The organism is Pseudomonas sp. GM84 (assembly GCF_000282535.1).
In the GTDB taxonomy this organism is placed as follows: Bacteria; Pseudomonadota; Gammaproteobacteria; order Pseudomonadales; family Pseudomonadaceae; genus Aquipseudomonas.
Genome location: NZ_AKJC01000043.1, coordinates 18,054 through 43,684, shown reverse-complemented (window position 1 = coordinate 43,684; position 25,631 = coordinate 18,054). Strand labels below are relative to the sequence as shown.

The 25,631-nt window shown below is 54.2% G+C and carries 25 protein-coding genes and 2 pseudogenes; 7 read left to right on the top strand and 20 right to left on the bottom strand.

Translation table 11 applies throughout. From position 1 onward, the window contains the following. Window positions 1-188 precede the first annotated feature (188 nt). From PMI38_RS03300 to PMI38_RS03285, 3 genes are all read right to left on the bottom strand, one after another. Window positions 189-698 carry an acyloxyacyl hydrolase gene (locus tag PMI38_RS03300; protein WP_008090623.1) on the bottom strand — a complete coding sequence of 170 codons (510 nt, stop codon included), beginning with the start codon at window positions 696-698 and terminating at the stop codon, window positions 189-191. 958 nt (window positions 699-1,656) lie between these two features. Then, window positions 1,657-2,259: a transglycosylase SLT domain-containing protein gene (locus PMI38_RS03290; protein ID WP_008090617.1), complete on the bottom strand. Its 603-nt coding sequence runs from the start codon at window positions 2,257-2,259 to the stop codon at window positions 1,657-1,659. A 380-nt stretch (window positions 2,260-2,639) separates the two neighbouring features. Further along, a complete protein-coding gene (locus PMI38_RS03285; protein ID WP_043272900.1) occupies window positions 2,640-2,825 on the bottom strand; it encodes a hypothetical protein in 186 nt (61 codons plus the stop codon). Window positions 2,826-2,947: 122 nt separating this feature from the next. Here PMI38_RS03285 and PMI38_RS03280 point away from each other — a divergent pair, with 122 nt between their 5' ends. From PMI38_RS03280 to PMI38_RS26330, 4 genes and pseudogenes are all read left to right on the top strand, one after another. Further along, window positions 2,948-3,565, top strand: coding sequence for a hypothetical protein (locus PMI38_RS03280; protein WP_008090615.1), 618 nt, complete (start codon window positions 2,948-2,950; stop codon window positions 3,563-3,565). 128 nt (window positions 3,566-3,693) lie between these two features. Further along, window positions 3,694-3,913, top strand: a pseudogene (locus PMI38_RS26985) (hypothetical protein); the annotation flags it as partial. Between the two features lie 104 nt (window positions 3,914-4,017). Beyond that, window positions 4,018-4,236, top strand: a complete 219-nt coding sequence (locus tag PMI38_RS26980; RefSeq protein WP_157214840.1) for a hypothetical protein — start codon at window positions 4,018-4,020, stop codon at window positions 4,234-4,236. Between the two features lie 56 nt (window positions 4,237-4,292). After that, on the top strand, window positions 4,293-5,903 hold the full coding sequence (locus tag PMI38_RS26330) for a hypothetical protein (RefSeq protein WP_008090614.1): 1,611 nt from the start codon (window positions 4,293-4,295) through the stop codon (window positions 5,901-5,903). A 336-nt stretch (window positions 5,904-6,239) separates the two neighbouring features. Here PMI38_RS26330 and PMI38_RS03270 read toward each other — a convergent pair whose 3' ends face one another. Then, window positions 6,240-6,968 (bottom strand): hypothetical protein, encoded by a 729-nt coding sequence (locus tag PMI38_RS03270; RefSeq protein ID WP_157214839.1) that lies wholly within the window; start codon window positions 6,966-6,968, stop codon window positions 6,240-6,242. A gap of 308 nt (window positions 6,969-7,276) precedes the next feature. On the opposite strand from PMI38_RS03270, the gene PMI38_RS03265 reads away from it, so the two are divergent. Further along, window positions 7,277-7,489 (top strand): hypothetical protein, encoded by a 213-nt coding sequence (locus PMI38_RS03265; RefSeq protein WP_338010086.1) that lies wholly within the window; start codon window positions 7,277-7,279, stop codon window positions 7,487-7,489. An 84-nt stretch (window positions 7,490-7,573) separates the two neighbouring features. Here the strand turns inward: PMI38_RS03265 and PMI38_RS26325 are convergent, their stop codons facing one another. The 8 genes and pseudogenes from PMI38_RS26325 to PMI38_RS03235 all read right to left on the bottom strand — a co-directional run bounded on the left by PMI38_RS26325 (window position 7,574) and on the right by PMI38_RS03235 (window position 18,720). Further along, entirely contained in the window at window positions 7,574-7,810 is a 237-nt protein-coding gene (locus tag PMI38_RS26325) for a hypothetical protein (RefSeq protein ID WP_008090610.1), read from the bottom strand. 404 nt (window positions 7,811-8,214) lie between these two features. Continuing rightward, window positions 8,215-8,664: a hypothetical protein gene (locus PMI38_RS03260; protein WP_008090609.1), complete on the bottom strand. Its 450-nt coding sequence runs from the start codon at window positions 8,662-8,664 to the stop codon at window positions 8,215-8,217. A 247-nt stretch (window positions 8,665-8,911) separates the two neighbouring features. Next, window positions 8,912-9,746: pseudogene (locus PMI38_RS26320) on the bottom strand (IS5 family transposase). 170 nt (window positions 9,747-9,916) lie between these two features. Continuing rightward, window positions 9,917-11,725 carry an AIPR family protein gene (locus PMI38_RS03255; RefSeq protein WP_008090607.1) on the bottom strand — a complete coding sequence of 603 codons (1,809 nt, stop codon included), beginning with the start codon at window positions 11,723-11,725 and terminating at the stop codon, window positions 9,917-9,919. Beyond that, window positions 11,725-12,729 carry a PD-(D/E)XK motif protein gene (locus PMI38_RS03250; protein ID WP_157214838.1) on the bottom strand — a complete coding sequence of 335 codons (1,005 nt, stop codon included), beginning with the start codon at window positions 12,727-12,729 and terminating at the stop codon, window positions 11,725-11,727. Before PMI38_RS03250 ends, PMI38_RS03255 begins: the two co-directional genes overlap by 1 nt. Next, on the bottom strand, window positions 12,722-15,550 hold the full coding sequence (locus tag PMI38_RS03245; protein WP_008090602.1) for a Z1 domain-containing protein: 2,829 nt from the start codon (window positions 15,548-15,550) through the stop codon (window positions 12,722-12,724). Before PMI38_RS03245 ends, PMI38_RS03250 begins: the two co-directional genes overlap by 8 nt. Window positions 15,551-15,566: 16 nt before the next feature. Beyond that, window positions 15,567-17,015 carry an ATP-binding protein gene (locus tag PMI38_RS03240; RefSeq protein WP_043272898.1) on the bottom strand — a complete coding sequence of 483 codons (1,449 nt, stop codon included), beginning with the start codon at window positions 17,013-17,015 and terminating at the stop codon, window positions 15,567-15,569. Window positions 17,016-17,067: 52 nt separating this feature from the next. After that, entirely contained in the window at window positions 17,068-18,720 is a 1,653-nt protein-coding gene (locus PMI38_RS03235) for a DNA cytosine methyltransferase (protein ID WP_008090597.1), read from the bottom strand. A 28-nt stretch (window positions 18,721-18,748) separates the two neighbouring features. Here PMI38_RS03235 and PMI38_RS26315 point away from each other — a divergent pair, with 28 nt between their 5' ends. Further along, on the top strand, window positions 18,749-19,180 hold the full coding sequence (locus PMI38_RS26315; RefSeq protein ID WP_081502498.1) for a very short patch repair endonuclease: 432 nt from the start codon (window positions 18,749-18,751) through the stop codon (window positions 19,178-19,180). 2 nt (window positions 19,181-19,182) lie between these two features. On the opposite strand, the gene PMI38_RS03230 is transcribed toward PMI38_RS26315, so the two are convergent. Next, window positions 19,183-20,256, bottom strand: coding sequence for a hypothetical protein (locus PMI38_RS03230; protein ID WP_008090595.1), 1,074 nt, complete (start codon window positions 20,254-20,256; stop codon window positions 19,183-19,185). Window positions 20,257-20,587: 331 nt separating this feature from the next. Between PMI38_RS03230 and PMI38_RS03225 the strand changes: the two genes are divergently transcribed. Then, window positions 20,588-21,358 (top strand): hypothetical protein, encoded by a 771-nt coding sequence (locus tag PMI38_RS03225; RefSeq protein ID WP_008090593.1) that lies wholly within the window; start codon window positions 20,588-20,590, stop codon window positions 21,356-21,358. A 27-nt stretch (window positions 21,359-21,385) separates the two neighbouring features. Here PMI38_RS03225 and PMI38_RS03220 read toward each other — a convergent pair whose 3' ends face one another. From PMI38_RS03220 to sorB, 7 genes are all read right to left on the bottom strand, one after another. After that, on the bottom strand, window positions 21,386-22,549 hold the full coding sequence (locus tag PMI38_RS03220; RefSeq protein WP_008090590.1) for an AAA family ATPase: 1,164 nt from the start codon (window positions 22,547-22,549) through the stop codon (window positions 21,386-21,388). Between the two features lie 64 nt (window positions 22,550-22,613). After that, complete coding sequence (locus PMI38_RS26310; RefSeq protein ID WP_081502497.1) at window positions 22,614-22,892, bottom strand: DUF3077 domain-containing protein; 279 nt, start codon at window positions 22,890-22,892, stop codon at window positions 22,614-22,616. A 133-nt stretch (window positions 22,893-23,025) separates the two neighbouring features. Continuing rightward, window positions 23,026-23,295 (bottom strand): DUF3077 domain-containing protein, encoded by a 270-nt coding sequence (locus PMI38_RS03215; RefSeq protein WP_008090589.1) that lies wholly within the window; start codon window positions 23,293-23,295, stop codon window positions 23,026-23,028. Between the two features lie 167 nt (window positions 23,296-23,462). Next, window positions 23,463-23,705 carry a hypothetical protein gene (locus PMI38_RS03210; RefSeq protein WP_008090587.1) on the bottom strand — a complete coding sequence of 81 codons (243 nt, stop codon included), beginning with the start codon at window positions 23,703-23,705 and terminating at the stop codon, window positions 23,463-23,465. A 474-nt stretch (window positions 23,706-24,179) separates the two neighbouring features. Then, window positions 24,180-24,389, bottom strand: a complete 210-nt coding sequence (locus PMI38_RS03205; RefSeq protein ID WP_008090585.1) for a DUF6434 domain-containing protein — start codon at window positions 24,387-24,389, stop codon at window positions 24,180-24,182. A 25-nt stretch (window positions 24,390-24,414) separates the two neighbouring features. Next, a complete protein-coding gene (locus PMI38_RS03200; RefSeq protein ID WP_043272895.1) occupies window positions 24,415-24,858 on the bottom strand; it encodes a hypothetical protein in 444 nt (147 codons plus the stop codon). A gap of 131 nt (window positions 24,859-24,989) precedes the next feature. Then, a complete protein-coding gene (gene sorB / locus PMI38_RS03195; protein WP_008090583.1) occupies window positions 24,990-25,631 on the bottom strand; it encodes a SorB family sulfite dehydrogenase c-type cytochrome subunit in 642 nt (213 codons plus the stop codon).

The following is a 25,631-nucleotide window of genomic DNA, read 5'->3' as shown; positions in this document are numbered from 1 at the left end:
AAAAATAGTTGACCAGTTCATGGTCGCGCCCGCCGCATCGCAGTCGAAGTCGCTCCTGCAGCTGATCGTCTCGCCGCCTCGAAATAGAGGGGAGAGGGGCTTTAGCCGGGAGGTAAGGAAGTGGTGAGTGACCAGGCTGCAGTGCGGCTGCTTCAAGAGAGGCCCGCAAGAATGCGGGCCCGTCGGCATCAAATTTGATGGCTGTAGAACAGGGAGTAAGATTCGATCCCATCATTCGGCTGTTTGATCCCGGCATTGGAGTAGTGCATTGCACGAATGCCGACTCTTTGAGTGTCGCCGATTTTCAGCCCTGCTCCGATGCGATCTTCAAAGTTGAAGGCGGAGCCAAGTTCCTGATCCCCGGCCGAAGTTCCGGAGAACACCGCTAGGCCGATGCCGGCCTCAATGAACGGTTTGATGTTGCCACTTCCGAACTCGTACACGAACACCGGAGCGAACGAAAGGGAATGAGCGCCACCTGATGCATCGCCTGCTTCCCAGTATGTGTATCCCGCATCCCAATAGCCTGTAAGGCGACCGGTGTTCGACTCCAGCCAGGTCTTGTCCCAGGCTAATCCTACACCCGCTCGGGCAGTAAGCCCTCCCTGCGAGGTCGCGCCCACTGCACCGGATAGTTCAGTTGCTCCTGCAGAAAATGCTGCCAAGGAAAGCACCGACGCTGCGATGATTTTCTTCATGATCACGCTTGTCCTAAAAACCTGATTTTGTTTGTTAGCAAGCTTTCTGAATCAATGTGCTATCAAAACGTTCCGTCTCAAGGAGAATTTTTTAACACTGAAGACACCGCATGGTTCGGGCATCGATTTCCCTGCGCAGCACAGGCGTTCACGTCGATGGGTACGTGTAGTGGGATTGGAATAGGAATTGCTACCATCTATGGACTGCTCAAATCGGGGATGCAGATAATGCTTCCGGTCGACCACTACTTAATGCTCCTCGCAATTGCAGTCGTGCTCGCGATTGATGCGGTGGCCTTGTTCCTCTATTTGAGGCACAAACCGTGACACCCAACCACGGGCGAGCCCTTTCCCCGAACGGGCCTGCCTAGGGGGGGCGTAGCACGAGGTTTGCTGGATCGGCTTTCTGTGGTCATGCGAATACCTCGGAGCCAGCTTTAAGGCCGGCTACGCTGAAGGTGTATGGAATAGGAGGAATGGCGATGACCAGAAAATTCATCTGCCTGAACTGTGAGGAAGAAACAGATGCTGAGTTGAAGCACGACGAGGGCTTGGACCGCCAGGTTTTCTTTTGTCAGCAGTGCGGGGCTAAGCATGTAGCTGTCATGGAGTCTCGTGCACCTGGCGGCCCACTAGAAATGCAGTTCCGGCTAGTCGAAGACTAGGCCGCTGCAGCTTGTCGGTCAGCTACGCGCCAAGGGTCGTTGGCGCGCGCAAGGGCTGCCATTGGAGGCGGGCTTACGCTGTTCCCGCACATGTGCACCTGCTAGTTCTTGGTGAACGGCTTGCCGTCAGCGCCTTTGTCGATGATGAGTCGGCAGGGAAGCCTTGGGCGCGGTTCCAGAAATGTAGCTACGCGCAATCGCCGGCCTGGTCGTGGTGCCGTCTGTTCGCTGTTGCTGGATCGGTTTTCTGTGGGGATGGACCCCAGCGCCTGCACAGCCTGCAACCCCTCGCTTTAGAACCAGCCACTATCATCCTCCAGCTCCCCCCGACACTGCTTGAGCTGTGCGCCGTAGACCTTCGACTGCTGCTCAACCTTGCGTGCCACCTGCATCAGCCAGGGTTTGCTGCGGAAGGTGCCCCGGCTGAAACCACCGCGGCCTTCGTGATAGGCAAGATACTGGTTGTAGGTGTCCCACTTGGAGATGCCCAGCTGCTTTTGGGTACCGGCGGTGTACCAGCCGATGAACATGATCGCGTCGTCGAAGTTATCTCGCGAGCCGCCATTGCCGGTGCCGTCCTTGTACTCACCCCAAACGGGATCTTGGGCTTGTGCATAACCGTAGGCAGAGCTGACACGGCCCCAGGGAATTACCCACAGCAAGTAATCCCGAGGAGGCAATGCATCGTGAACGAAGCTGCTTTCCTGCTTCATGATTGCCATCGCCACATGTTGCGGCGTGCCGTATTGCTGTTGCATCTCCAGCGAGTCTTCATACCAGTCGGGGTATTCGCGGAAGATATTGCACAGGTTGTTTTGATCTTTAGGTGGCGCAGTGGCGCAACCTATCATGACCACGCACATCAGCATCAACGCCCAGAGTCGCCCTTGTTTCATCCATCGCCCCAGCAAAAAATGAGGGCTTATTGTGCCCTTCGATTACACGCAGAGCCTGACTCGAAGCAGCTTGCGGTGAAAAGGGCGTGATGGTGTCAGATTTTCTCAGCCTCTGGTAGGTAGCGGCACTGCGGCGATCCAACTAGCCCTGCAATGCGATGTGGCTGTTGTTCGCAGGGTGTGACGATCATGGCTTACTCCATGCATGCGCCGCCCTTGGCTGGGTAGCGCTCAAATAAGGGTGGGATACGCTATTTTGGCCAGAAACGCTTCATGACTAAATTAGGGGAAAACATGGAAGCGTTGAGAGAAGAATTTGCGAGAGCAATTGAAGAGGCTATCCAGGAATGCCACAGGATAAAGTACGTCGCCCAGGCGCTTCAGTGAATCTCGTGGTGTTTCTCCGCGCCCGCCTCGCCGATCTGACAGCCGAACAGGGCAAGGCTTTGAGCGACCTGACCCTGGCGGAAAATCAGCGCCAGGCCAGGCCAGGCCAGGCCAGGCCAGGACATGGACGAGGCGAAGGTCAGCTTCGCCGATTGCCGGAATTCGCGACCGACCGCCATCGATCCAGATCGGCCACACCACCCCTGCGACAGGGTAGCTGAGCGCTAATCCAGATGCGGGAGTCGCAAGGATGCAGGCTGCGTGCCATTATCTTCAGATCAACGGCATGGATTGGCTATAAATGAACGAAGCGAAGTCAAAGACTAAGAAGGCAAAACGCAATAAACAATCAGCGCCTAAAACAGCAGTTACTCACAAGATTGTGAGGCTGGAGCTGAAAAATCCGCTGCCACGGAGTGCAGAGTTTTTTATTCGTAGTCTTCGATACACCGCATATCGTGACTGGCCAAAAATAAAATGGCACAAAATAAATGAGATATATGCAAATATTTTGCTGTCGGAGCAGGCGGGATACCAGCAGCACAAGGAGATCGCGTCATTTCTCTACCACTTGGATTGTGTCGACGCCGTCACGCAGGACGCATTGGGTAAAAGAGCTAGCACAGAGGTAACACGTCTTTATGATGCCTCAGAGCAAATGAAACTCGTGTTAGCGCTGTACCCGGACGTTGCGTCTCCCCTGCTGAAAAAACAAACAGGCAAAGCCAACGATAGAAGGCCTGCTAGTTTTGCGAGTGTCTGCGAAAGCAGTTTTAAACCGCCTAAAATTCGCCGCGATGATGTCACGATTGATGAGCACACGAAGCCAGTAGCAAAAAAAGATAGCGGTATGTTGTATACCGCTGGGTGGGCTGCAACGGGGGCTTTTGACGATGCCGATAAACCGGAGAGGAAATGACCACGGGTATCGAAGAGTCATAGACACCCTGACCGTTTTGAGTCGATAGCGGTCCTTACAGATCTTCAATCAGAGTGTGTCCGGCGTTCGCGTCTTATAATACGCTGACCACAGATCGGTGCATGGCGGTGGACAAGCGCTCGTTTATTGGAATGGTTGAGGCTGGCGAGCCGCTGATTCAGCAGGCCGTAGACGCCATGCGGCAGTACAACGAAGCCAGGCCGCCGGGCGACCTGCCGAATAAGTCGAGCGCCTGCGCCTTTGGCTGAGTCGATGTTCCAGGCTGTATTCGACTATCAACTTCGGGTAGCGGCGAAGGCCCGCGGCAAAGACCTTCCTCCTCTCCACCAGGCCTGTCGATTCTTACAGTCGAAAGGACCCAGGTCACCAGAGACAACACCATCGCCTCTGTCGACATCCCTTACACAATTGTTGCGGGCAGCAAAATTCGGGTGAAAGTCACAGTACCTACATCTGGCGCAGCCGTCTTCGACCCGGGCTCAATCACTCATTACCACGCACTGTCGCCAGCTGAAGAGCTCAACCTCGGTAAGTCGTACTCCGGCATCAGCCAGTTATTGAAGCCACGCAGTTACGCCCTGAACACCCTGTACGTCCCCGTCGAAAGCTTCCTGCGCGGCCCGCTGCTATCATCTAACCAGCCGAAGTAGGTGAAAAGTACCTGCTCAAATCAGCCGTTTGGCGGTTTTTTATATCTGGAGAGAATATGAAATCCAACAACGGAAAATCAAAGCATTCTAGCGCGTCGCCCGAACTTGACCAGGTCGGCACTGACGCCAAGACACCATCACTCGAAGTTTCAAAAGATGGGCTTGAGTTAAGTTCAAGTGAGGCGCTTGTCGCCGGTGCTCGAAATGTCTATTTAGGGAACAATGCTGGGCGAGATAACGCAACGGGTAACGACAACGTTATCATTGGTGAGAATGCGGCATACCGTGTGCAAGGCGCTGACAATAACGTGATTATTGGGTCGGAGGCAATGACGCTTGCAACGGGAGATTGCGATTCAAATACTGCGATTGGTCGAAGCGCTGGCTATACATATAGCGGTGATGAGATGGTTGCCATTGGTGCCTATGCTCTTAGTAGATCAATTGGCGGGCCTTGCACTGCCATCGGAACCAATGCTGGCGGAGACACAACTACCGGGTCCAGGCAAACACTAGTGGGTTTTAATGCCTTGGGCGGTGCTGTAAATAATGATGTAATCGCCATAGGCCATGGTGCATTAGCCACAGAAAGTAACCAGATTGCGCTTGGGACTAAATCGCAAACCCACATCAAAGCGTTGGGTATCGACTTTGCGCGGTGGGATGATATCGCTTTTAACTTTTGGCTCGGCACTCGCGGCCCAACAGCTTCTCCCGCCGGTGAGCGGAATATGGGGATTGGCCGAAATGCGTGCAATAGCGTTACAACTGGCGGCTCTAATATTGGCATCGGAGAATCCGCCTTGGAGTCGCAGAAGTCCCAGTCTTCGAACATTGCGATCGGCGTTGTGGCCGCCCAACTGGGTGTCGACCTGTCAGATTGCACCTATGTTGGCACCCGCGCTGGCCGCTTCAACGCAACGGGTGTCGGCGCGACGGCAGTAGGCTTCCGCGCGCTAGAACAGGGCGTGACAGCCGGTAATAATACCGGTCTCGGTGACAGCGCAGGCTGGGTGTGCCAAGGAGCGGGCAACATATTTGCGGGATACGGTTCAGGGGAGTACAAGCGAGACGGTGACGAATGTATAGTGGTAGGCAGAGCTGCCGGAAGAAACCGTTTAAACGGTAGCCACTGCGTGTTTGTCGGCGGATCGGCAGGCGCCATATCGTCGGGCTTCCCGCGGATCAATCAGGCAACCGGGACAGGAGGCACGCCAGCCGGCAACAGAGTAATCGGCATTGGCTATCGTGCTGTAGAAGAGTTCCTGGGCAGCGATGTTGTAGCCATTGGGCATGAAGCGGGCAGGAGCCTCGTGGCGGTTGCCGATAAAGTGCTGGGTAGTATTTTTATCGGTAGTCGTTCAGGAAGTAATACGCTGCAGAAAACCGACGCATCAAACTCGATAGCGATTGGGCACGAGACCTACAGTACCCGGGACAATCAAGTTGTGCTTGGTAATGTAGGGGTGCAAGAGACGGTCCTGCGCGGGGTAGTCAAAAGCACCGTTTTCGTTGTTGCGAATCTCCCTAGTGCTGTTGCGGCTGGTCTCGGTGCGCGCGCTTTCGTCTCTGACGCGCAGACCACGGTTTTCAATGCGACGTTATTGGGCGGCGGGGTGGGTAAAGTACCTGTTTTTAGCGACGGTACCGTTTGGCGAGTTGGCTAATTTGATGTCACTTCGGACGTGCGTTTAGCGCGATGTCTATATCTTGAGACTCTTAAGCCCGCCATTTGGCGGGTTTTTTATTGCCTTGAGAATTGCATGCCACTCAATGAGCAGCCACTGCTGCAGGTGATATGCTTCGCCGCTTACCAAACAAGGAGAGTGGGAGTGGCAGCCAATCAATTGAAAAGGGTTCGTGAGTGGCTGACGCCGAAGCGCCGACTATGGATCGGCGCAGCTTTGATGGGCATTTGGGGAGGGCTGGTTTCCGTGAAGCCTGGGGCCTACTTACTGTTTCTCCAGATACCCGCCGTCATTCTGTTCATGGGGGCTTGGCCTTCATGGCGCGACGGTAAGCGCTAAGTCCTTAGGATAAACGGTAATGAACGCACTGATTGCGGGCGTATCCTGATCGTCGATGCGGATCGTTGGTGTTTGAGAAGACCGCGTGATCTGCGAAGCAATGTTGGCCGCTATGAAGGCTTTCTCGATTTGTTGGCTACCCGGGCTGTTGTACAGCACTACATGAGCTCCCGTGGCCTCTTTCGTGTGCATCAAGTGCTTTATCTGAACCCGTACGCCTGCTTTCATCATGGCTACAGCGATCTGCTTTGAGAACGCTAGTGCTTCGTCATCATTTTTGACGATGTTCAGCAGTACGGTTGGGGTGGCCTTGTCCTTGGCCAGCGCTACAGCCAATGCCTTGAACGCTGCCTGCGCTTGCGCCGTCAACTTCCTGGGTTGGAGGCGGGCTTCGATTTTCAGCCGGGCCTGTTCCTCTGCTGCCAGTCGTGCGGTCAACTCCTGGTTCTGTTGGATGAGCGCGTCGATTTTCAACTGAGACTGCGCGCTGGACTCATTGGCTTTGGGAATGAGTTGGCTGGTATCTGGCATGGACCGGTCCAAGTGTTTGATTTGAACGTCGGACGTAAGTTGCGCCAAGATGACCGCGCAAGCCGAGATCAATGCGGCGATTATGGCGGTTGTCATAGCAATGGCATGAATCAGGCTGGCATTCTCGGCTGAAATTTCGGGCATTAGCTTGCTCTTGAAAATTATGTTTTTCATGGGTTTGCGTTTTCAAAGGATGCGGCAGATTGCCATAAACTTTCGAAGCAAGCGAATTTTGGCGTCTTCACATGGGTTGACTAAGGAAGGCTTGAAGAGAGCCTTACAATGAGGGCTCTGTATTGCTGGTGTGCGCATCATCCAATAATGTGCTGATCAATTCATCGGGGCTGTACCGTGGATAAGCGCACCCGTGCTGACGCGCGAGGGGGGAGAGCTGGCGAAAGTTCTGTTGCCAGTGCCGGCCTCATCGCCGGCAAGCCGGCTCCCACAGATGTATCACCAGCCTCCAGTCTTACGTTGTGCCTGTGGGAGCCGCGCTTGCCGGCGATGGGCCGCGAAGCGGCCCCAACATCCAGATGCTTGCAACTTATGACTACATCCGGCGCATACGGCCGATTGATGAGCCACTTTATGCCGTCTCGATCTACCTGTTGGCTATCGCCGCGTTCGGCTCCTTCGATCTGGTCATGAGCGGTCACGTGCGTACAGAGTTCGACGTGCCGCTCAAGCTGGCGTAGTCCTGTATGCCGTTGCCCGTCGTGGGGCTGTATCTCAGGCGGGTTAGCGCGCCACAAACCCGATGCGCGCCATTGGGTGGCGTTTCAACAAGTTCTCATTGGCGTAAAGAGTTCGTCGGGATTTCGACAGGTCTCGTTCATTTCTGCGCAGGCGGCTTCTGCCAGTGTCCTCGTCGGATAGCTTGGCTTGCGGCGCATTTTTTCTTGGTTGTCGTAGATGTCGAAGCCCCCAGATACGGTGTTGGCGTAGAAACGAGCTCCTGATTGAAATGAGTCTTTCTCGATAGGTACGGCGGGAACGATAACGAATCTTCTTTGCATTTTCCGTGCCTCCCCTGGCATGAGGCTAAGTATTAGATCTACGCAGGGAAGCTATCAAGATGGCTCATAGAGTATTTTGGAATGACATTGAGAGCGGTCCGAATCCGCTGTGAGCCAAATAGGTCGAAGCAAGCCGACTGGGTGGCGATTGAGCACGCAGCAACGCCTCGACCCTACTGAGTTAGTTGTTGGTGGGCTGGGCTGAGAAATCGAATGACTGCGCGCCGGCCGTCGAGACACCAGGTACGCCATCACTACCCAGCAGCGCCAGGCAGGAGCCTCTGCCGTCATGGTGTTCGGGGGAAGGGATTTCCACTCATTCACTGGCTATGAATATGACCGCACCAACTTAGGTGTTGATTAGGTTTGTATGTGCGGTGGGCTAGAGAATGGGTCTGCCTATTTCACAGTGCCTCTTTCTTGATATTTCCGCAGAAGATATCGATATTGCCGTCGGCTGGTGTTGTTCGGACAACAATGGAGTATTCATGGGCAAACAACTCCGACATCATGACATTTGCGGTTCTTGAGTACGTCCATGTACGCGTTCTTGCCATGCGGTCGGTGTCGACGCGATCATTCATTGCGTATGCCATTGGCCCGGGATGCTGGCAGCTACCTTTGTTTATGAACGTGTAGAGGCGCAAGGGTAGGGTGGTTCCATTCGGAACGCCACCGATGAAGAACGTGAAGCCGGTCTGTGTGTCTTGGCTGCTCAGCGTGACATTGGCGATTTGTCCTGTATTTTGCCGGGTAGCATCAAGGGTAAGCGTTACCACATTATTTGACGATGTTGCGCAGCCGAGGGCGGTTGTAATGATTATTGAAAGGGCCAGTTGATATTTGAGATTCATGGTCAACGTCCTGTATTGGAGAAGACCCATAAAGGGTAGCTCATAAATAGGTAAGCTTGAATGTCAAGCGCTTCACGCTTAGCTCGGGGTCATCCAGCACTGCCTTTGCCGGTGCATTCAAAAGTTTTAAACCAAATCGGTTGCGGACCTTCTTCCATCGGCCCGGTACTGCAGGTCCGCACGCCGACCATCAATTCCACGGCTTGCCCACGTGCATTCTCTGGGAAGGGAAGCCAAAAGCGACCTTCTAGGTTCTGTTCGAAAAGAAATGTCGAAAACACCGTATAGAACAAGCCAGTGAGACACGGAGGCATAGCTTTTCGTGAGCTTGTCGAAGCGTGTCACGATCCGGCGGTTCTCATTCAGCCAGCCAAACATGCGCTAGATGATGTTGCGCTGTGGGTACTTGGGCAGATCAAACAGTCCGGGTAAGCCGGGCTTGGGTTTGCGATTCATTGAGCGCAGCGGGATGACCTGTTGCATTCGATATAGGTCGCAGCGTCGTAGCCATTGTTGGCAAGCAACCATTTGCAGCGTTTATGAGGGCGGCCACGTTGACTCGATGGAATGCTGACCTCGTCCCGCAGTGGTTGGGCGTAGCTGATGTTACTGGCTTGACCGCCTGACAGGCGGAAGCGCAACGGTGGCCCGTTCGCCTCGCAGAGCATGTGGATTTTGGTTGTCAGGCCACCACGAATGCGGCCTGGACCGTGATCGGCAGGCTCGTCAGGTCCCCTTTTTTTCGGCGCCAGGAGAGGCCCGAGTTGCGCGTGCTGCGGTTGAGTCGATCATCCAGGTTTGTAAATCGATCCAGCCTTGCTCATTCAATCTCAGGTTCAAGCGTTTAAGCATATGACCGAATTCGCCCCGGTTTCGCCAGCCCGAAGTCGTTGATTCACCGTTGACAACGGGCCAAAGCGTTCCGGCATATCTCGCCACGTAGCACCCGAGCAGAGCACCTAGCGCACGCCATCGAGCACCAAGCGGTTTCTCAGGCGGGGTCGCCCTCGACCATGGTTTTCGGTGAAGAGATCGGCAACTACAGTCTAGGCTTCATCCGAGAGTTCGTAACGCTTTGCCATCACAGAATTCTTTTCCGTAGTTGGCTGGAAGCTCTAAAACATTCAGCTTTCGAGGTGTGCCGATTAGATTTCTCGGGATTCGTACAGAGCCTAGTGATTATCTTGAACGTTTCTCTGGAATTCACGGGTTAAGTAGCAGGAGACCAGTGCCGTTGGTCTCCTGACGATTCTCAGTTGATTTCTGGAATGTTGCCTCGCGGACTAGTATACGTATGAGTTTTAACCTGTTCCCAGCATTCGACCTTTTTTGCCCACTCGGATATCATTCTGCCTGCGGCTCCTTTATGCAAAGCCTTATCGACCTCTTTGGCCCAGATTGCTATCTGCTCTCCAAGCTCAGGGGAGATGGATTGCCCCTGCCATACCAAGTCAAACCTGAAACCTGCTCCGAGGGTGGACCCGAGTAGTGAAACAGTGTAAGCAGTAATGTTTGCCTGGAATGCAGGGAACATGGGGCGTATGATGCGTTGAGCTGCTTTGAAAATAATCGCTTTGGCAATCATTATTTTATAGCTTTCAGCAGTTGGCAAAATATCTTCGCCGGCTTCTTCGCGCTCTGTAAGCTCGTCCATGAAAGTTTGAAAATTCTTCTGTGATCCGAGGCTGACGATATTGGGCTTCTGTCCCCATGCGAATAGATATTTTGCAAGGTCGGGCTTTGTCAGTTTTCGCGCCGGCGGAATTTCGGACTGCAGCTTCTTTTTTTGCGCGGGCGTAGTTGCATCTTTCTCCAGCATGACTTTGTAGCTGCCTGCCGAGCGTTCATAAAACCATCTGCCTATACCGTCCGGACAGAAGATCCGCATCGACATTTTTTCCAGCTCGCGATGGAAGGGTTTGTTTGCAGAAAGGTCGGATTGTTTGACCACGTTCTGGCTATTCGCAAAGCGGGAAATTTTTGCAATCAACTCATCCGAATCGCTGTTTTCCGAGCGCAGTACGATGATTTTTGCAGGTACCCTTACGTGGTCTAGATTCAGGTCGGGCTGTTTTCGTTTAGCAAAGTATATGGAAGCAGTGGTCTGGCCGCCGTTGACAATCTGCATGCCTTTAAGTGAGGAGATGCCAACCGATCCATCACTGGTGCGTCCCAGCTCGCTGGCGGTAGCTACAATCACGATGCCATTGTTATAAGCCATGAAGCGATCAGGTGTATCACGGAGAGTGTCCCGGATTCCTTTGTTGACTCCTCTTGCCCCGACTCCTAGGAAAGAGCGAACGTTCGCTTCAAGAATGCGAGGACCATACTTTTCGTAGAGCGCACGGAGCGCGTTACCAGGCACAGCTGTTAGAGCGTAGTCATACTCATCCTTGGCAGATCCGGGCACCCAGACGCTAGGTAATGGACCGCCGCACAAGTCAGGAAAATTGACGACAAGCTCATCCCTGGAGTGTCCTTGCTGCAAGTGGTTGAAGAGGCGTTGAATATCCATGACCTCTATGCGAACTTGTTTGTTTTCTACCTCGTGAGGTGCATAGTCTCGAGTCTTGACTCGTGCATCCGTGATGATAAAAATTCTGATGCTATCGAGGTTTGCGAAAATTCGCTCAACCTCTGCAACTAATGCATAAACGTTATTGGTCTCGTCAAGCTGCTTGGATAACTGATTGTTAGCACAAAATCTGAGAAAATGGATGCCTTGAGTTGCTACTCGAGCGACTTCTTGGTCAGCGAGCAATTCGATTTCTTCCAATCCCTTGTATAGGCTTACAAAAAGATCTAGTCGATCTGGGTTGCCTGCGTCATCTGTGGTGTCTGATACAGAGTAGCCGCTTAGTTTTACTTTGTGTCTCCCGACTTTGGCCTCGTAATGACATACATTGGTGTCAAACGTAATCCCTTGGTCGCTCAGATGATTCATTACCTGCTCGGTGAAAAGCTCTTCTGCAGAAACAGGCATTTTACCAGGTATAAAATCCTTGCTCAGCTCATCTCTGATAGCTGTTTGTGTATCCTGCAGGAATTCCGCCAATTCCATCAAATGACTCCAAGCTTCTCAAGGACTTCCGGTAGCGCCAGTGTATCGGTCGCTATCAAGGAGAGGTCAATTTCATATTGCGCCCAGCAAATAGCTGGCGGTGTGTTAAATGGAATCAGTCTGGGGAAGTCTGAGTCCACAAGTAAAATTCTCAGTTCGGTTGGCAGGAATTTTCTGGAATAATTTTCAGAATGCATGTCTAGATAGCCGGCATCATGTAGGGCTTTTTCAAATAAAGCCAAAGCTGCCGGATCGGGTTCCAGCGTGGACCGAATGTCCGTGACATACCTTGTCAGCGTTCTCCCTCGATCACTGATTTCCAGGCGGACTCCTGCGAGATAAAGGGGAGAGCTTCGAGAGTCGTCAAGCTGATCGAGTGAGGCAATTCGTACTGCAAATCCCTCCTTGCCAATCGTGGACTTGACTTCTATGGAGCCCATGCCGACAACGAAATCATGAAGACCGTCCGCGGGGCCTTTCCATCCATCAACCACAGAATAGGTGAGCATACCTGACTCAATGAGATGATTGAGGAAGCACAGTTCTCCTATCAGTCCTTGCTCGGCTTCCTTGCTCAAGCCCTCTTGCCCTTTACGCATGAACTCCTGCCAACCTCTGACCCGTCCCATGAGGCGTTGGTGAAGCAAGTCTTCGCTGCAGTCACCATTTGCAGCCATCAGCGCAGTGATGTCAGCGACTACTGCAGCAAACAAGTCAATGCATCCCGAGGGCTGCTTTACTATTGCAAGCCACTGACGGGCACCAGATGTTTCACCCAAAGTAGCACGTTCCATCCGGAAACCTTGTCCTTTGGGAAGTAGGGGGGTGGGCGCCAATTTCGTGTTAGCGAAGCCTATCAATACTGCTTCATGGCCGCTCGGCGAATGCCGCGCCAATTTGATCAGGCAGGTGCCGGCCTGAAACAGATCGATGGATCGCCAACCAGGCGTCTTGAGCTCACCATGCAAGGCTTTCCATGTTTTCAAGACCCCGTTGCTATTCACTACCACCGTATTCCTGCTCCCAAAGAAGATTTGCGACTACATATGGTACTGATTGGTTCGTGGCGCTTGACGGGAAGCTGATAGCAAATGCAACTACTGGGGTTTTGACATTCTCAACTTTGCTGACTTCCGGATCCAGAATATAAATCAGGAGCACACCGCGCTCTGGATGGGCAGTCACGCCTTTGCCCAGGCCTCGAACCTGTCGGATATACGGGCCACTCGGGACCTCTGGACGTTCTTGCCCACGGGCCCGCGCTGGATCCGGTTTCCAGGCTTCCTGCGTCAATCGTAAAGCAGCATTCCATGAGCTTTCATCGAGATCGATTGCTTCATCTTGCGGAGACAAGATTCGCCCTATCGAGTATCTGTCTTCTGCCGCCGGTGCCTTGTTGGTACGTTTCATCCGGTTTATGGGATAACCTGGAATGTCTTCGACCGCTTTTTCGCCCCCGCCAATGATTGCAACAGTCCAAGCGTTCAGCTCACCCGACAAGCTCATTTTTTCCACAAAGTCAGCCAGAATCTCGCTACGTACTTTTCGAGAGTCAGGATGGGTCTGATAGGCTCGGAGAAAGTCGATGACATGCTGAGCAGCCACACCAGTCCAGCTCACGCCTTTCCATCTATCCTGCCGACCGTTACGCTCCTGCGGCGGAATATCTCCGGGAGCACCAAGCGCCTTGGAAAGTGAGCGAAGTGCATTCAAGTTGGATGTCAATTTTTCTTCATCTTTGAAGAAACTGACTGTTTCCAGTAATTGCCCACTGAATGAAAGGTAGAGTGTCTTGGCTGTCCGCATTTTTAGCGGAGAGGTCACCATCAGAACGGGATGTGATCTGACCTTCAGTCCATAGTCGCGAGGCGTAAGGCCGCTCTCCATCATGTAGTCGAATTCTGCACGAAGCTCCTCCGCTGCGTCGGCAATGTGCTCGAACCATTCGACGAGATCTGGCGTAGTATAGAGGCGGCAGAGATCCAGGTAGCCCGGGCGATATCCAAACCAACGCCCCATCTGCATTAGCGTGTCGTACATCTTGGAGGCGCGCAGGAAATAGCTCACACACAAGCCTTCAAGGGTTAGTCCGCGAGCTAATTTGTCACCGCCGACTGCAATGACCTTCAATCCATCGGTGCTTTCGACGTAGTCCAAGGCGTCTTTGGCTGTGCCGTTAATCATCCGGATCTTGATTTCGTCCAGCACGCTGGGCAGCAGTAATTCGATCTCGTCCCAACCGGGGACGTTGCGATAAATGTCCTCAGAGGTCTCTTTTGCAATTCTTTGGCTTGTTGCAAGGAAGTCATTGTCCCAAAGTTTTCGAAGGTCTGAGACGAATCCTTCATGATCTATCTTACGCGTTACGCGCTGCTTTTGATGCGATACGTAATCTTCGATCTGCCGATGCACGTGCTGCTGGACCAGATTGAATCGCGTAACATGGACCAACATTGACGAGTGCTCGTTTTGTTGTCCGCGTAACTGGCGAATGCAGCATGTCAGAATGAACGCCTGGATAGCTTCTACCAGTGAAGCAGGCATGTCATCTTGAGGTGTATATACACTTTTGTGTCCGACGGGCATCCAGCCGCTTCGACCATCCTCGGAGCAGTGATCCTCTACAGTGCGTACTAGGTCGAGCGCACCGTCCCGACCGTTCTCCCCAGCAAGTCCGAATACGCGAGAGGGTCCGACATAGTTCGACGGGGCAGAAAGGTTAGTAATGAACGCTGACGGGAAGAGGTCAGGCCCCTCGCGTTCCGTAGCACCATGCTCGTGTATATAGATATTGGCAAAAGGAGTCGCTGTGTAACCAACATAGGCCTTCCTGGCAAATGAATGCAGAATTTGCCGGATAAGTCTGTTGATCGCCGTCGGCTCATGTTCGAGATCAGGCTTGCCATCGTCGCCAATGACGTTTTCACCAGTATCCACCGAGGCATGGTCCGCCTCATCATCAATAATCAGCAGAGGCAGATGAGTTACCAACCGTCTGCCTGTTTCTGGATCAGTGGTGCGTGCGACATGGCTGTGAATCCACTTCAGCAGCCTGGTTAGAACGGATTTGTTCTTTTTGACTACAAATAGCCAAGGCTTCTCCTCAGGTGAGACACCAAGATTTTTCACGAACTTCAGGTTGAAGTCACCATTGTCCAAGCGATTTGTCACATATTGGGGGCGCTGGTCGTGAGAGCCGTCGATCAGTCCCACCCCGATGAGGCGATGGCTGCCATCTTTGCTGGCCGCTGTTTCGTATCCGAGGAAGCCTTCATCCAGGCGCATCTGAGTTTGCGAGCGCAAATTGTTGTGTAGCCCGGCAAGCACGATAATGATCTTGTAGCCTGCGTCGGCAGCTTTGCAGATCAGACCAGTATAATTGGCAGTCTTGCCTGACTGCACGTGACCAACCACCATGCCGCGTCTGTCCCAGGTTCCCTCGCGTTTCGGATCCTCAAGCATGGAGAGTGTCTGGTCTGTTGTCTTGTCCAGACCCTCCATGGCCTTCCATGGCAGTTTACGTTCCTGCCATTCGCGATACCTCTGCCAGTACCGCCAGTTGTGCTTTCGCTCGGCAGTAAGCCAAGGGACATGCCCTTCCATGTTGACCAGGGAGGCGTCATCACCAACCCAAATGCTGAAACGGCTTATAAGCTCTTCGGTGACTGCATCACGGTCCAGGCCGATGGCGCGTTTCGGCATGATGCTCAGCACCTTGTCGATATGATCGGAGATCAACTCCGGTGTGATCAGGGTTTTTTCATCCAACTCGCCCAGCATGGTCTGGACGACCTGAATCACAGTCCACTTGTTTTCCTCGGACATCAGACGACTAGCTCCATTAGATATTATCGGGAAGGGAATCCACTAGGGAGGGAAAAGCATGGAAAGGCTCGGTGATACGCAACTGGGCTTTGGCCGAGGCGGGAGAGTAGCCTTTTTTCTTTACAAAGCTTCGATACATGATGTTGAGAACTTCGTACACCTCTTCAGGAGGTGTCTGATCGAATCCGGTGGCAGGAGTGTCCTTGCTTTCTGCGGTGTCTATCCATATACGTTGAACCGGCACAGTTTCCTCGATTACACGCATCATTGCCTTGATCTGCGGCAGCAGCATGCCGGCTTCATCCAACACTGCCCGAACTGCCGGGTGCTCGCTGTCGATGCGGTAGCGAACGCCGCTGGAAAGTTGCTCGACCCTCCAAGCTTCGATCAACTGCTTGTTGCCCATCAAAATAGGCTTGCCACGGTGTGCAAAAGCTCGCCTGGCACGACTTCTTGTTTCCTCTGCAAGGCTGGTAAGCCAAGATCGAAGATACACGGGCGGTCGTGCAGTGGACTTCCGAATATCAATCTTCCAGTCCGCATCAGCAGAGTTGGGGATATCAAGACGAATACGGGCGAGCCTATGCGCTTCGTCCTTCGTCCAAGAGCGACCGGAGCCTAATCCGAGCCAGCTTCCTGCCACAAGCAGTCTTTCGTTTCGGTAAACGTAGAATCCCTGCTGTGCAGTCCATCCTTCCGGGCCTGACAGATTATCGAATTCGGAAGGTGTGAGCCTGTCCTTGTGAGGAAGCACGTGACATTCGGCTACTATTCCAACTGCGGAATGATGCCGGAAGGGCGGGGGATTGAATGGTTTGGCCGGGTGACTGCTCATGAAAGGGTCCCATGGTTTTACAGGGCGATCATTGAGCAGAATCCTTAATCGGGGCTTGCTCCCTTCCAGATAGCGGTGAAACACCATCCCCAAGTGCTGCTCCACCTTGTCGGCCAAGTTGAGGAAGTCTTTGACGGTGCTTCCTTTGGTCACAATTCTGTCCAGCAGTTCCCACAGTACCAACGTGCCGGATGGCTGCTTCGATAGTCTGGAAATGTGCGCTTCGGATCCTGGGTGGGGGCCTTCCAGAAGATGCCATCCATCATCTGCACTACTGGCAAGAAAATCCAGATCCCACCGAAGGCAGTGCACCTCTCCCTCTGTAATTGTGGTTGCCACTGTCAGTCGTCGGCATTGGGAAAAAGAGGCCGTCTTCAGTCCCATTCCGAAGCGGCCGAGATCCGCTGAGGTGCGCTCCTCCAATGGATTGCGCTCCCCGAGTCTCATCGCTCGATCCAGCTCTGACTCCGTCATGCCCCTGCCATTGTCCAGGCAAGATATCAGGCTTGCTTCATCCGCCCACTCAAATTTCAAGCGGACTTCGTTGGCGCCAGCAGCAATGCTGTTATCGATTATGTCCGCCAGTGCGGTTTGCACGTTGTATCCCAGTCCACGCAGAGCTTCGACCATCGCACTGGCTTTGGGCGGAGCACTGCGGCTCTTGAAAGGGGATGGCTCCACATCAACTCTCCGTTTCGAACATGCGGAACTGCTTTATCGGCAGCTTTACTTGATTGCCCGAGCTCTTACCGCTTCTTAAAATCCGCGCAACGATATCGGCAATTTGTCGCGCGAGAAGTGGTGGTACCGCGTTACCTACCTGATGGAACTGCTGCGTTCTGTTACCGAGGAAAAAGTAGTTGTCCGGGAAAGTCTGCAGTCGCGCTGCTTCGCGGACTGTCAGACTACGACATTGCTTGGCATCGTAGTGGATGAAATAGTGGCCATCCTTTGCTATGTGGCTGGTGATTGTTGTCGATGGAATCCCCGCCCGCTGCACTCTGAAACGATCGCTGAACTTCCCTGTTTTCCAGTTCTTGTGGTCAGGCTCGAGGCCGGGTAGGTTGAAGTCCTGATGCCCTTTCGGTGACCCCTTCTTTACATCGGCAAAGACTGAAGCATAGACGTAGCGCCGCAAGTCGGAGCTCATGTGCCCCCGGGCTTCGTGATTGAGCCAGAAGCGAAGTTTGGGGTCATGAAGCCATGAATCGAGGTGAGTACCGGTCTCGCCGCTCCACTCTGGACGCTTCAGCATTCGCAGCCCGCCATTTGTCCAATCATTGCTGCTAAAACTGTCAGCCATGATGCCGAGACGGCGCGCCAGCATGACTCCACTTGCAGTGTCATGGTTCTGGTCACTGCATGACTCTGCCAGCTCTACGAGATGTTGCCTGATTACTTCAGCCCACAATTCAGGCGAATCGACTTGGCGAGTCAATGTGCTGCGCAGGGGCGGTAGGTTACCGATGACTTGGTCGATAGTGGGGGGCGCGGTTGCAAGGAGCTTGTGATCAGCCACCGCACCCAGATACTCCTCGGATACACCGAGCAGAATCACTCGATGTCGGGCTTGAGGTATACCGAATCTTTCTGCATGGATGATGTAATTTGCAGGTGATACGCTGTCCGGATCGGCTCCGCTCTCGTAGATGTCATCAGTGACAAGCGAGCAAATGCGATATTTAGGTCCGGTAGTACTTTCGCCGAATGCCGCGTCCGGGTCTGCGAGGTCGCGCAGGATCTGTGGAAACATCTGGTTGCCGCCCACTGTTGACGACAGAATACCTTTGACGTTTTCCATCACAAAAATGGCGGGCCGTTTGCGTTGAATAATCCTCAGATATTCCCGGTACAGGAAATGTCTGTGATCATTTTCTGCTTTGTAATCGGACTTTGCCTGGTTTCGGGCTCGTCCCACGACAGAATATGCTTGGCAAGGCGGGCCACCAATCAGGACCCATGGTTTGGACTCATCAAGGCGATGCTCTAAAAGGCCATCCAGTTTGCTGTTGCCCTCGGCTGTCCCGAGTTCGATCTGCTGGGCTTCATTGTCAGCGTGTCTCCAGGCGGAGTGGCTTCGCTTGGTGTAGGGATTCTCAACATCTGCGGTTTCACAGAAGTGATAATAGTCTTCAAGAGCCTCCGGGAGGTCGCGCTTGAGGAGTCTGTAGAACGCTCGAAGTCGAAGTGTCGATCTTGCAGATGTCTCCATTTCGGCTGAAACCTTGATTTCGAAGGTTTCAGTGCCATCACTCAAGTGAGAGGAAAAGCCTTCTCCAAGGCCTCCGGGCCCTGCGAACAGATCCACTACCTGGATGGGATTGGTACGACTCATGAACTCACGCTGCTGTAAAGGGTGAAGGATGGATATCGTTGACACGGCAACGCGCTCTCGCATGATGGCGGGTATCAAAGGGCGAAACACACGACCTGAGATGATCGTACGGCGGTTTCTCCATGCCAACGGTTACAGATTTCGGCTTCATCGTCGGGATCTTCCGGGAAGCCCGGACATTGTACTCCCCAGATTCAAGACCTGTATATTTGTCCATGGATGTTTCTGGCATCGCCACGAGGGATGTCGTTACGCCACCACTCCCAAGACCCGCACAGACTTCTGGCAAGCGAAACTCGCTCACAATGTCGAGAGGGACGCTCGTGTCAGGTGTGCGCTCAGGGCGGATGGATGGAGAGTGCTCACGATATGGGAATGCGAGCTGAAAAATCCGACCACAATTCTCGGACATCTGTTGGAGATGCTCAGTATGCCTGGGCCGGAGGCTGACAGTCCCTGACGTCACTCGAGGTTGCCGTCCATGACGGCTAGAACATCCTGCACCCACGTATGGCATGCCCAGCCACCTGAATTTGTTTTTTCCACATAGCGACTCAGCGTTCCTGTAAGCAGGGCGTTGATCATTCCGCGCGGAATGCCGGTGAACTGCTCGGCATGTGAGCTTTTGTCGTCGGGGTTGTCGGCAAAATACCTTAGTACCTCAAGGGCTGCCTCGCCCAGTGCAGCTGTTTTCTCGACAATGAAGGCCAAATGTGGCGAGGGTAGCATCGAACTCGTGGCTGCAACGGCGGGCATGGTCGCTCGAGGCGCGGGATTATCTCCCAAGGGTAACCGAGACTCAGGCGCTGCGTCGGTGAGAACTTCCATGTCACCACTGGTGGGCACGATAATCCGCCAGTCGTCAGAGTCCGGTAGCTCGCCCAGGCTTTCGATGCGATGGCCTGTTTCCAGAGCTACATGAGAGCCGATCAGCTTTTGTGTTTTTGTAGCAAGATTGCGCAACTCGGTATCGTCTATCTCGGTTGCATTCCATCCTTGCTCGGGCTGCCAGTCGAGAGACCAGTCTCCCTCTCCCTCTATCGTGTCCGGCCGTTCTGTGAAATTGATATCTGCCGATTCGAAGGGCGAAGCGCCTTCTGCCTCTGTGAAAACGTGCTCGGAGGCGAAAGGCCCTAGCTCAGCATGTGATCGACACTGATTTTGCAGCTCAAGGAAGTCCATGAGGACCTCCTTTGCGACAAGCTTGAGCCCCAGCTGCGTGAGTGTTGCTATGGAGATCACGGTAGCATCAGGCACTTCTGGAAATCTGGACCGCAGCAGAGCTGTACAGTCAGTAAGACCTACTGTCAGAGGTTTGTCGATGAGATCGAGGAACGGTCTGAGGTCGGCAAGAAGGGCTGGGTTTTCCAGGGCAGCAGGTACTTCAGGCAATGCATCGACATGGATGCAACCTTCCTCGACGAGCCATTCTCTTCGTCGGTACCAAACGAAGAAATCCCCATCGAGAATCTTATGGGCCCGTGTTATTCGGTCAATCTCACGACCGGCCATCATGACCCGCACCGTTAATTCCATATCCAACTGCCTGAACCAAGAGAGTTTGCGCTGTGGTGGCGTTGTGCCAATAATGCCAACGATAGCTTTCCGAGTACAGCGGTTCCTTCTCGCGGGCGATCAAAGGCTATCGCTGGACGGCTTTCGTGGCAGGTCAGAAAACGCTGTGGCATCAAATCTTTAAGTAGTGCTCCGCCCTAGCTGCTCCGACGTCGAGTTGTCCTGACCAAGCAGAGTCCTTAAGCCCCGGTGGGGTGGTTGTACCTACGATTGCTGTGCTGCAGTTGGTCAGCACCTGTCTTTAATGCTTCACCAAAGACTCGAAATTACTTTTCGCACAGGAACAACATGAATGCCAACTGATCAAAAGAAACACGCTCAGTCCATCAGTCGGGCTCAAGCTTTGGTCTCTGATTGGATCATTCCCGACGCTACGAGTCAGCACAATCATCTTTCACAGTTGTTGAGTCTTGTGGGCGCGGCAGATATTAGCGATCGTGGAGAGCTGTCTCTAGAGGTTGACTCGAGTCTGTTGCCCCCTGCCCAGAAGGTGGCCTATGACCTGCTGCGCAAATACAAGGTTCTGGTTGATCCGAGTACTTTGAGTGAGTCGGTAGTTACTCGGCTTCGAGCGCGAAAGAACTATCCACGCGGTGAGGAAAAAACAACCCTACGTGAGTGGGGGGATGCAGTGCTCGGTTATGGGGAGCAAGTGAGCTTCTTTCTGCCATGCACGCTCCGACGAAACACTCAATTGGGCACTGTGCAACGAATGAGCCAAAGGGCCAGTGACTTCATAAACTCCCTCTCGGCTTCTGTGCAGCCCAAGACGATTGAAAGTGCTCATGGTGAGCAAGAAGAGGAGCAAGTGGCCATTGGCCTAGATGAGGAGATCACATCATCTTTTCAGGCGGAAATGGATGTGGCCATGGATGCAGGCTATGGTGGACTGCAGTTGCTCGATTCACTGAAGCAGCAAGCAGAGCAGCGATGGTCTCCGGTTGTTCAAGCTTGTATCAACGAACTGGTTCAATCAGGGGCTATGGGGGACGAACTGGAAATGATGGTCCGGTTGTTGGACCGCCTCGATCAAACAAGGTCTGGACCAACATCGCCTATTTAGATCCTTCGTCCCTCGATGCTGTAAGGATCAATCAATCCATCGCCACAGGGGCTCATCAAGCAACTGAACCCCGCGTAGCTGAGTCTGCCCCTGGTTCTTCTCCAGCTCCAACACATTGCAACCGTCACACGCCCGCAGCGCCTCAATCAACGGGGCACTGTGAGACACGACCCAAACCTGGCTACGGCGAGAAGCGCGAATGATCAGTCGCGCCAGTGCAGGTAGCAGGTCAGCATGCAAGCTGGTTTCCGGTTCATTGAGCACCATCAGCGACGGCGGCCGTGGCGTCAGCAGCGCAGCCATCAACAGCAGATAACGCAGCGTGCCATCCGATAACTCAGCACCACCCAGCGGGCGCAAAAGCCCATGCTGGTGCAGTCGCACGCTGAACAGCCCACCCGGTGGAGCATCAATCTCCAGGCGAGTACCAGGAAACGCATCTTCCAGTGCTGCCATGAGGTCTTCAACCTCACCAATCTCGATGATGGTCTGCAACGCCGAGGCAAGGTTGCGTCCGTCGTGATGCAGAACCGGCGAGCGCGTCCCCAGCTGCGGTTGACGGCAGGGCGCATCGCGGTCGATGCGGAAGTGATCGTAGAACCGCCAACTGTTGATGAAAGCCCGCAGCTCTCCGATCTCCGGCGCCTGGCGTGGGCGGCCAACGATGTTGAAAAAGCTCTCACAGCTATCGGCATGTTGATCCAGCACCGTCCAACCGTTTCCCTCCCGCGCACGAACCATCGCGTTCTTGCGCTCTACCAGCAAGGACGATGGCCGGTAGGCGCCGGTGCCCCAGATGGCTTCGGATTTGATCTCGGGGTCGAGCATGAATGCGGTGGGATAGGGCAGGGGAATCGGCAGGCCGAGCGAGATGGCAAAGCCGAAGTCCTCGGTGGCGAAACCGAGGCGCAGGCGTTTGGCTTCGCGCGGATGCTGGCCCTGGATGGGCACCTCGCCACGCTTCATGCGCGCACTCATCTCAGGCCCGGCCCACCAGGTCGAATCCAGTCCGCCTTCACGGGCAAGCGCTTCGATCACGCCGCCCTGGGCGGTTTCGGCGAGCAGGCGCAGGGCTTTGTACAGATTGGATTTGCCGCTGCCGTTGGCACCGGTCACCAGGTTGAGTTGGCCTAGCGGCAGTACAAGATGGTTGATCGAGCGGTAGTTGCCGATGGCGAGGGTGGTGAGCATGCGGTGCGTCCCAGCTTGAACTGAGTGATCGATTGTGGCCGAACTGGATCGGCCTTACTACCGATCAGCATGGTTTCGAGAGTGAGGGGAGTTCAACTTCAAGATGGTCCAATAGCGCACTTACCATCGTATTGAGGTGGTGGGATGCTGCGACCATTCGGTGGTCGCCCAGCATGACGCCGGTGTGATTGAGATAGCGGGCGCAGTCCATCAGTTTTGAGGCTTGGGCTTTGGCTTGCTTGATGGGTATCCCGGGGATGACAGTGAACAGCCGCTGGGGTGGGCCGTAACTATGATCGGGATTACTTCTGGTTCGGCTGTTTGTGATGTTGGCTTGGGGCATGAGTGAGTTGTCCTGGGTGTCGGCGCTGGGGTTTAAATTGTTGGGGCCGCTTTGCGGCCCATCGCCGGCAAGCGCGGCTCCCACCGGGGGGACCGCGCCGAGCGGGGCGCCGGTGGGCCTGTGGGCTGGGGCTTCAAGGGGTTTTCATCATGCCCAGTTCGGCATCGTCGAGCAGGGCCTTGGCCAGGGCGCAGAGGTAGTGCGAGGCCCAGAGTAGCTGGGGTTTGTCTTCGATCAGGCCGTCGATGGACAGGTCGCGGGCATAGCCCATCAGTTCCGAGGCCTGTTCGCGGGCGCTCTGGCAGGGGATGCCGGGTTCGATGCGGAACAATGGATGGGTCTGGTTATTGCCTTGGTAGAAGGTGATTTTTCCGACAGTGAAATGGGTTTCTTCGGTGGCCATTGTTTGATCTCCCTGAAGTTGTAGATGCCTGGGCTGGCCCTATCGCCGGCAAGCCGGGCTCCCACAGGTTTCACTGATCGCCTGAGGGTCGTCTACAACCTCAGGGACGGTGCTGTGCGAGGGAGCAAGCCTGCGAAAGGGTCAGGCCAGGCGGATCATGATGCGGACTAATGCATTGTCTGCGGATCGGCTGGCTTTTGTATTTGAACCAGTGCCGACTCGAGCAATTTGCGCAGGGCATCAAGCTCGTGCATTGACGCCATGATCAGCAAGGACACAGGTGATTTGGGCTGCATCAACATCGCCTGTTGGGCAACGACTTCCGCGCAGAGTGCGTAGTCAGCGGCCACCATCAGCGTGTCTTCGAGGGAGTGAGCGTTGTGTGGCGGATCGGGAACGATCTTCAGCATGGTGTGGCTCCTGTCGTAGTTGAGCAACCACCAAACGCGGCTAAACGAATAGGTGGCAGCTGTACGCGGGTTAGCCGACCGGGACGTCAGGCACCCGGCGCACCCGAAGGTGCCCCACGCACAGCCGCCATAGAGGCGCGAATGCCGATTGCTCGGTATTGCACGGCTGTGGTGTCCGACGTTTTTTGGGCGGCTAACCCAGTCGCTGAGTGACAGCGACGTGCCGAGACTAGAGTCCACTTTTTGCGTGCGCAACGAAAAACAGGCGTCGGCAGTATCTTTGGGAAATGTCCTACAAGAAAGCAGCTAATTCTGATTTTTTTAGCCGTTAGGCGTAACAGTATGTAACGCGAGAGCTTCGGCGATTAACTTAAACACTTCGACAGGCTCGCCGGGACTCATGTACAAATCGTCCATTCGATAGGGAAAAATCAACCGCTGAAGCACGCGGCCTCAGTTAGCGCCGACTGTTCCCTAAAGCATGTGGATACGCAGCCATTCATCCGCAACTTCGCCCATGTTGGCTGGAGCCCCGCTCTTGATCCAGGCCATGAAGGCGCGATCAAACTTGAAAGCATCGCCACACTCACGCACCAGAAACTGCCGCACCTTCTGTGTGTTGCGGTAGCCGGTGTCTATCGGGGTAGCGCGGGTGATCGGTCCAGCGTGCCAGTCGAGGCTCATTTCCATTTCCTTCTTTGCCATCCACTCAGTCAGCTGTTGCCGCAACGCAATCTTCTGAACCTAAACGCGCCCTTCGGTGAGTAACGAGGAGCATGACCGCCGCCGTCAATCCAGGCATTGGGAAGAGCAGCAGCGTAATAGCGCTATCCCATTCCAATTCGTTATCTGCGCTGACCCAGCCCAATCCGCCTGCCCAGAGCAGTCCCCAGATGATCGCAATGATGACTGCTGCGACAACTCGCCGGTCCAGAGGTAGCTTCGGCTCGCGCGCCATGGCCGCCGCATAGGCCTTCCAACAGCCCCACAGGCCTACCGTGGAAATCAGAAAGACGGGCACCACAAACTCCGGAACTTTGAAAAGCAGTACCGCCAGAAACAGCGTGCCCCCGATGAAAGAGTAGGTGAGCGGTGCGATTCCAATGATCGCGCCCAGTGTCAGCAAAACTCGAAGTTTGGTGAGCCTTGTCATGCCATTCCCTGTATCCCAACGGCAGCTGCGTCCGGGCAGCCACATCAAGCGGTGAGCATATGGGTAAGGACCAAGAAATCAAAGGGCGGCCTTGATAGGCCGCACGCTCGTCATTGCCTGTCCGGATTTGTTTACTGCTCAAGAATAAACGTCGCCAGCTTTTTCAAATCATCCGCTTTCAACTGCGCAAAAGCCGGCATGGGCACATTCCCCCACTTGCCACTGCCGCCTTGCTGAATACTGGATGTCACTTTCTCCAGCCCCTGCGCGTCGCCGGCATATTTGGCTGCCACCTCGTGATAAGACGGGCCCACCACCTTGTGATCAACGGCGTGACACGAAAGGCAGGCATTGTTCTGCAGCAAAGACATGGCATCGTTTTTTGCAACGGGAGTGGCCTCGGTTTTCGATGGATAAGAGGCCGCTTGCACCCCGGCGTCGTTGTCATGGGCAGAACCGTAGGTCGCCGCCAGGTAGGCGCCGATGATGCTCACATCTTCATCGCTGATCGGCGCGCCATAAGTGTTTTTCATCTTGCCCGCTTCTGCCGTCCATTGTTCCAGGCTCATACCGGGCGGTTGGAAGTTGATGTAGTCGGCTGAATGGCAGGTTGAACATTTCTGTTGCGCCAAGGCATAACCCGGCAGCGAACTGGGTTTGAGCGCAGCCGTTTCCGGCGGCAATTTGATCGTGAGCGGTTCTGCCGCCGCCGTGGCGATCCAACAAGCCTGCGTTGCAAAGAGCAAGGCGGGCAGGAATGTGATGCGATGCAT

Bases quoted from the DNA above. Each gene is read 5' to 3' on its own strand.
- PMI38_RS03300 (WP_008090623.1), bottom strand. From the start codon at position 698: ATGAAGAAAATCATCGCAGCGTCGGTGCTTTCCTTGGCAGCATTTTCT.
- PMI38_RS03290 (WP_008090617.1), bottom strand. From the start codon at position 2,259: ATGAAACAAGGGCGACTCTGGGCGTTGATGCTGATGTGCGTGGTCATG.
- PMI38_RS03285 (WP_043272900.1), bottom strand. From the start codon at position 2,825: ATGGCGGTCGGTCGCGAATTCCGGCAATCGGCGAAGCTGACCTTCGCC.
- PMI38_RS03280 (WP_008090615.1), top strand. From the start codon at position 2,948: ATGAACGAAGCGAAGTCAAAGACTAAGAAGGCAAAACGCAATAAACAA.
- PMI38_RS26330 (WP_008090614.1), top strand. From the start codon at position 4,293: ATGAAATCCAACAACGGAAAATCAAAGCATTCTAGCGCGTCGCCCGAA.
- PMI38_RS03270 (WP_157214839.1), bottom strand. From the start codon at position 6,968: ATGAAAAACATAATTTTCAAGAGCAAGCTAATGCCCGAAATTTCAGCC.
- PMI38_RS26325 (WP_008090610.1), bottom strand. From the start codon at position 7,810: ATGCAAAGAAGATTCGTTATCGTTCCCGCCGTACCTATCGAGAAAGAC.
- PMI38_RS03260 (WP_008090609.1), bottom strand. From the start codon at position 8,664: ATGAATCTCAAATATCAACTGGCCCTTTCAATAATCATTACAACCGCC.
- PMI38_RS03255 (WP_008090607.1), bottom strand. From the start codon at position 11,725: ATGGAATTGGCGGAATTCCTGCAGGATACACAAACAGCTATCAGAGAT.
- PMI38_RS03245 (WP_008090602.1), bottom strand. From the start codon at position 15,550: ATGTCCGAGGAAAACAAGTGGACTGTGATTCAGGTCGTCCAGACCATG.
- PMI38_RS03240 (WP_043272898.1), bottom strand. From the start codon at position 17,015: ATGGTCGAAGCTCTGCGTGGACTGGGATACAACGTGCAAACCGCACTG.
- PMI38_RS03235 (WP_008090597.1), bottom strand. From the start codon at position 18,720: ATGAGTCGTACCAATCCCATCCAGGTAGTGGATCTGTTCGCAGGGCCC.
- PMI38_RS26315 (WP_081502498.1), top strand. From the start codon at position 18,749: ATGGATATCGTTGACACGGCAACGCGCTCTCGCATGATGGCGGGTATC.
- PMI38_RS03230 (WP_008090595.1), bottom strand. From the start codon at position 20,256: ATGGAATTAACGGTGCGGGTCATGATGGCCGGTCGTGAGATTGACCGA.
- PMI38_RS03225 (WP_008090593.1), top strand. From the start codon at position 20,588: ATGCCAACTGATCAAAAGAAACACGCTCAGTCCATCAGTCGGGCTCAA.
- PMI38_RS03220 (WP_008090590.1), bottom strand. From the start codon at position 22,549: ATGCTCACCACCCTCGCCATCGGCAACTACCGCTCGATCAACCATCTT.
- PMI38_RS26310 (WP_081502497.1), bottom strand. From the start codon at position 22,892: ATGCCCCAAGCCAACATCACAAACAGCCGAACCAGAAGTAATCCCGAT.
- PMI38_RS03215 (WP_008090589.1), bottom strand. From the start codon at position 23,295: ATGGCCACCGAAGAAACCCATTTCACTGTCGGAAAAATCACCTTCTAC.
- PMI38_RS03210 (WP_008090587.1), bottom strand. From the start codon at position 23,705: ATGCTGAAGATCGTTCCCGATCCGCCACACAACGCTCACTCCCTCGAA.
- PMI38_RS03205 (WP_008090585.1), bottom strand. From the start codon at position 24,389: ATGAGCCTCGACTGGCACGCTGGACCGATCACCCGCGCTACCCCGATA.
- PMI38_RS03200 (WP_043272895.1), bottom strand. From the start codon at position 24,858: ATGACAAGGCTCACCAAACTTCGAGTTTTGCTGACACTGGGCGCGATC.
- sorB (WP_008090583.1), bottom strand. From the start codon at position 25,631: ATGCATCGCATCACATTCCTGCCCGCCTTGCTCTTTGCAACGCAGGCT.